General features: G+C 58.3%; 5 protein-coding genes. 1 reads left to right on the top strand and 4 read right to left on the bottom strand.

Annotated features, from left to right (window positions below; translation table 11 throughout):
- Nucleotides 1-413: 413 nt before the first annotated feature.
- The gene (locus H7687_RS02100) at nt 414-1,133 is read left to right on the top strand and encodes an efflux RND transporter periplasmic adaptor subunit (protein WP_248646804.1); all 720 of its coding nucleotides are present in this window, start codon (nt 414-416) and stop codon (nt 1,131-1,133) included.
- 146 nt (nt 1,134-1,279) lie between these two features.
- Here the strand turns inward: H7687_RS02100 and dcd are convergent, their stop codons facing one another.
- From dcd to H7687_RS02080, 4 genes are all read right to left on the bottom strand, one after another.
- Complete coding sequence (gene dcd, locus H7687_RS02095; RefSeq protein ID WP_183344592.1) at nt 1,280-1,798, bottom strand: dCTP deaminase; 519 nt, start codon at nt 1,796-1,798, stop codon at nt 1,280-1,282.
- A gap of 178 nt (nt 1,799-1,976) precedes the next feature.
- On the bottom strand, nt 1,977-3,434 hold the full coding sequence (locus tag H7687_RS02090; protein ID WP_183344590.1) for a class I SAM-dependent DNA methyltransferase: 1,458 nt from the start codon (nt 3,432-3,434) through the stop codon (nt 1,977-1,979).
- Entirely contained in the window at nt 3,431-4,138 is a 708-nt protein-coding gene (locus H7687_RS02085; protein ID WP_183344588.1) for a hypothetical protein, read from the bottom strand. The genes H7687_RS02090 and H7687_RS02085 overlap by 4 nt, the downstream gene beginning before the upstream one ends.
- Nucleotides 4,131-5,309 (bottom strand): AAA family ATPase, encoded by a 1,179-nt coding sequence (locus H7687_RS02080; protein ID WP_183344586.1) that lies wholly within the window; start codon nt 5,307-5,309, stop codon nt 4,131-4,133. The genes H7687_RS02085 and H7687_RS02080 overlap by 8 nt, the downstream gene beginning before the upstream one ends.
- Nucleotides 5,310-5,342: the final 33 nt, after the last annotated feature.

The raw sequence follows: 5,342 nt of genomic DNA, 5'->3' as shown, positions 1-5,342 counted from the left end.
GACTAGCCCCCTTGTGCTTTGCGAGCTTCCGAAAGAACCTTCGATTTGTGATCTTGCGGTAGGCAGCGACTACCTTCCACACCTCGGTAAGGAGGTTCGGGCTGGGGGGGAAACGCTTTGTGTGGAAAATGGCAAAAAGTTACCATTGGCGAAGTGAAGAGACACCTCGACTCTTTCAAGCGGGCAGGTTTTGTGCCAATGGCGGTTGGCAATGGCAGAAGAATTAAACGTTCTGAATCATTGGTTTGCACTTAGACTGTCATTAACTGGTGGTAATTAGAGTGTAAAAGATTCCGACACTGTCATGGTAAGAATGTCGACACTGTGAGCCCTGCTTTATTGGCTTCGGTTGACAGTAATGGAAGAGCCCCCATAATTGCAGAGCCTGCTGCTATCTCAATTGAGGACCAGCTATGACAGTCATCCGTTCTATCACTGCAGCTTTTTTTGTCGTGGCCAGTGTGGCGGTGTCCTATTCCCAAGAGCTCGACTGCTATCTTGCACCAGCCATGACAGTGAACGTGGGGAGCGAGGTGATCGGGGTGCTGGCCGAGGTGCCGGTAGACCGCGGCGACTACGTGAAGAAAGGTGACGTCATCGCCCGCCTGGACAGCAAGGTCGAACAGCAGACCAAGGAGCTGAAGCGGGAAAGGCTCGAGTACCTGACCCGGGAGCAGGAGCGCAAGAAGCAGCTTTTCAAGAAGGGGATCATCTCCTCGCAGGAGATCGACGAGGCCGAGACGGCGGTAAAGGTGGCGCAGCGCGAATATGACGAAGCGGTGCAGTTCCTGGCGCGGCGCACCATCAGGAGCACGGTGGACGGCGTCGTGGTGCAGCGCTTTCTGTCTCCGGGCGAGCGCGTCGAGGAAAAGCCCATCATGAAGCTGGCGCAGATCGACCCGATCAATGCCGAGATCTACGTCCCGGCCGCGCAGTTGCGCAGCATCAAGGTGGGAGACAAGGCCTTCATACGCCCCGAGCCGCCGGGCAAGGGGGAATACCGGGGTGTGGTCAAGGTAATCGATTCGGTGGTCGATGCGGGGGGGATGTACGGGGTGCGGGTGGAGGTGAAAAACCCGAAGCACCAGTTGCCGGCAGGGCTGAAATGCCAGGTGAGATTTGTCGGTAAGTGACGCGAAACGCGCGTGTCGAATCTCTTAACAGTGTGAAACTGCTGACGGAAAAACGAACCATCTACTTCCATTTTTCCTGTCCGGCCCGGTCTTTTGCCGAGGACGGCCACCCCCAGTTCCGGGATCATCGCAGGGGCGTCCCCGATTCAAGGCTTGGCCTGGTCGGCGAACCGCCCTTGATATTTCGCCGTCCCGAGGCAGCGCTCGAAAACGAACTGGCAGATGCGGGTACCCGGGTAGAGCGCCAGGGTCTTGTGCCCCAGGTTCACGATTTCCAGCACCTGCTGGTTGGAGATGCCCGGCTGCATGAACCCGGCGGTGACGTGGACCGCCAGGCCGAAGCGCGCGAAGCGGCTGCGCCCCTCCAGCCATCCCGCCATGGTGTCGGCCAGGGTAATGCGCTCCCTGGTGATGCCCAGGATCATCTCGCAGGGGGCAATGGTGATGAAGCTTCCGTCCGGAACCGTCACCGCTTCCGTGACATCGGCAAAGTCTGACTCGTTGTGCACGTGGCAGACCCCGGACTCTTTCTTGAAGATCCTGAATTCGTTGCCCAGGGTGAGATCGAGCGACCCAGGGCCAATCTGAGACTCCTCCAGCGGATCGATGCCTATTTCACCGCGAGCGATCGCATCCTTTATTTCCTGCCCTATCAATACCGGCATTTTCCACCTCTCAGTGCTCATGTAGCTGGGGATGTTTCAGCGTCTGTACAGTGTACACGGTAACGTGCCGGAAGCACTGGAGAGGTTATCAAAAGCTCTTTTCCGTGCCTACAACACTGAAGCGCCGACCGCGATACTCGCAACCGGCGCTTCAGTCCTGATATTCCACATCTGGGGCTTATTTCGGTAGCGCGGCGGCTACGTCTCGGAAGGAACTTAGTGCCGCCTCCAGGTGCTCAATGATCTCTTGCGCAAGCACATCAGGTGGGGGCAGTTCATCGAGATTGTCCAGGCTGTCATCCTTCAACCAGAAGATGTCCAGGCTCGCCTTGTCCCGCGCGATCAGGTCCTCATAGCTGAAATACTTGAAGCGCTCAGTCTCCTGGCGCTCATGACGGTTGTCCGGGTTGTAACAGGCGATGAAATCGAGCAGGTCATCGTACCCCAGCGGCTTGGTCTTGAGCGTGAAGTGCTTGTTGGTGCGCAGGTCATAGACCCACACCCCCTTGGTGTGCACCTTGCCGTCTTTGGGCTTGTTGTCAAAGAAGACCACGTTGGCCTTGACCCCTTGGGCATAGAAGATCCCTGTCGGCAGGCGCAACAGGGTGTGCACGTCGCAGGTCTCCAGAAGCTTCCTGCGGATCTTTTCGCCCGCTCCCCCCTCGAAGAGCACGTTGTCGGGAAGGACCACCGCGGCTTGGCCGCTGTCCTTCAGGATGGTGCAGATGTGCTGGAGAAAGTTGAGTTGCTTGTTCGAGGTCGTTTCCCAGAAATCCTGCCTCTGGTAGGTCAGCGCATCACGGTCCTCCTCCCCCTCCTCGTTGGTAAAGGTCATGCTGCTCTTCTTGCCGAAAGGCGGGTTGGCCAAAACGTAGTCGAAGCGCTTGCCGGTATCGAACAGGAGGGCATCCGCGCGATCAATGCTCGGCTCCCCCTCCAGATCGCCGATGTTATGCAGGAAGAGATTCATCAGGCAGAGGCGCCGGGTCCCCGCCACGATCTCGTTGCCGAAGAAGGTGCTGTGGCGCAGGAACTCCTTCTGGCTCTTGTTGAGCGTGTTGCCTTTTCGAGTCAGCCACTTGTAGGCGCCGAGGAAAAACCCGCCCGTGCCGCAGGCCGGGTCGGCGATGGTCTTCATCGGCTCGGGGCGCACGCACGCCACCATGGCGTCGATGAGCGGACGCGGAGTGAAGTACTGCCCGGCGCCACTCTTGGTATCCTCTGCGTTTTTCTGCAGCAGTCCCTCGTACAGATCCCCCTTGGTGTCCGCTCCGAGGCTGACCCACTTTTCCGCGTCGATCAGTTGCACGAGACGCGAGAGCTTCGCCGGGTCCTGGATCTTGTTCTGAGCCTTGAAGAAGATGGCGCCGAGCATGCCGCTCTCTTTGCCAAGTTTCTGCAGGATCTCCAGGTAGTGAGCCTCAAGAGGCGCGCCGGTCTTGGATCTCAAGCTGGGCCAGTCATACCCCTTGGGAATATGGGTATCGCGGTTGTAAGGAGCCTCGGCGAACTCGTGGGCAAGTTTGAGGAAGAGCAAGTAAGTGAGCTGTTCCAGGTAATCGCCATAGCCCACGCCGTCGTCGCGCAGGGTGTGGCAGTAATTCCAGACTTTTTGAATCAGGGCGCTGCTGGTCATTCGACTAACCTCTGTATCGCTTCAGTCATTTCGTGATGGAACACTTCCGCGCGAGTGCACATTGCCCGCACCGTGGGCCATCCCGCTTTCATGGCCGCTTCGTGATCTCGGTATTGCTTGACGCTCTTTTTTATCCGCTCCTTCTTAGGCAGGGCCGCCAGACGTGCTTCCATGGTCATGCAACACTCCAGATCCCTGACGAGGTTTTCGTTGCCGGGATAGACGGCAGCGGCAAGCCAGGCCTCGCTGGATTTGGATGGAATGCAGAGCACCGTCTTGCCCCCAATGGTGGTGAGACCCAGCCAGGAGAACAGGACCTGCTTCAGGTTGTTGACAGCCCCGGCAGCCGGCGGGCACTGATGCGGGCATGGCAACACTCCCCATCCTTCCTCCCGTGCCTTCTCTTCCACTCCGCCTTTAAGATCTGAATATGAGAAGTCGGTGACATCGGCATCGATGTGGATAATGAAGAGGTCGTACAACTGGAGGGTCGGATCATCCTCGAGACTTGCCGCTCCGCGTGAGTAGAACTCGCGGCTCCATTTCAGCACCCCTCCCCAGCCCCCGCCCAGATCCGGCCGTGTCGGTTCCGGTTGCAGTTGGGTGAGAACAAAGGGTGCGGGGAGTATGGCCCTCAAGGCTGATTCGATGATGATCCTGTCAGTCGGTCCCTCGGCAATGAGAGCAACGCGAAGGTCAGACATTGGGCACGGCCCCCAGATGCCCCATGAGCCATAGGCGTGACAAAGGATAATCTTTGTTGAGCTTGAGCAGGTTCTCTGTGAGTGTGATGCGATTCACGACGGTGTGTCCGTCGCTGTCGCGGTCCACGGCAAAGAGTCGGATCTCGTCGTCTTCCAGATCGAGTCCGTCCAGAACTGCGGGGTTGTGCGCGGTGAACATCATCTGCCTTTGTTGCCCGCCATGCGACAACCAAGGGCCAAGCTTCGCCGTCAGGCGGGCAACCAGACGCGGATTTAACGCCTGATCAAGGTTGTCGATCGCCAGCAACCTGGGTGCGTTCGGAGAAAGGCACAGTACGGCACAGAACAGCACGTAAAGGGCTCCTTCACTGGCATCATGGGAGGTCAAGGTGTTACGCCCCTTCTTCATGAAGCGGTCGGTAAACTTGAGCACAGTCTTGCTTCGCGGTACCGACGGCGAAAGAAGGGAGCCCGCTGCCGTCGTAGTCTGTATATCCTCCACCCAATCGATGAGCTCAACGACGCTTTCGAGAAGATCCTCGTCCTTGCTCAGTCCGTTTTTGCGCAGCGCGGCAAACGCATCAGCCAGTTGCCCGCCTGAGAGGCCGACCGGCTCACGCGACTGCTGGTCCGCTATCAGCCCGCGCAGGGTAAAGGTGTCTGGGGTGTAAATGGAGTATCCCTGCAGCGCCTGCATCAGCCTCAGGGCCGGACTCTCGGTTTCAAGATCCACAACTTTGAGCGCCGCCAAGCCGGCTGCCGGATTTATGCGTTTGCTGCTGCGTACCCCCTCAGAAACGATGTCGGTTATGCCATCGGTCAGGTATTCCGTCTTGAAGGTCCAGGCCGGCTGAGGGTTTTCCAGGGGGTTGAGGAGAGAAACCCGGTACATCTCGACCTCTTCACCTTCAGCGGCGAGGGCTATATGCGGGGGAACCCTCCCAGCCTCGAAAGAAGATTTGTACAGCCGGGGCAGGCCCGGGCGCACCCCGCGGCGGCGCAGAGATTCATCGTCAACAGTACCGTTGGCGGCTGCGCCCAAGACTCCGATGGCTTCCAGAATGTTGCTCTTGCCCACGCCGTTGGCGCCGATAAAGCAGTTCACCCTGCCAAGCTCCAGACTCAGCGTTGCCAGCGACTTGAAGCCTTCAATCCTGATTGTGCGAATCATGTCTATCCCTCGGTATTGCTAATTGACTTGGCG

The sequence above is a fragment of the Geomonas paludis genome (genome assembly GCF_014193585.1).
Classification (GTDB): Bacteria; Desulfobacterota; Desulfuromonadia; order Geobacterales; family Geobacteraceae; genus Geomonas; species Geomonas paludis.
Note: the sequence above shows the minus strand (reverse complement) of the source record. Positions and strands in the feature narration are given on the sequence as shown.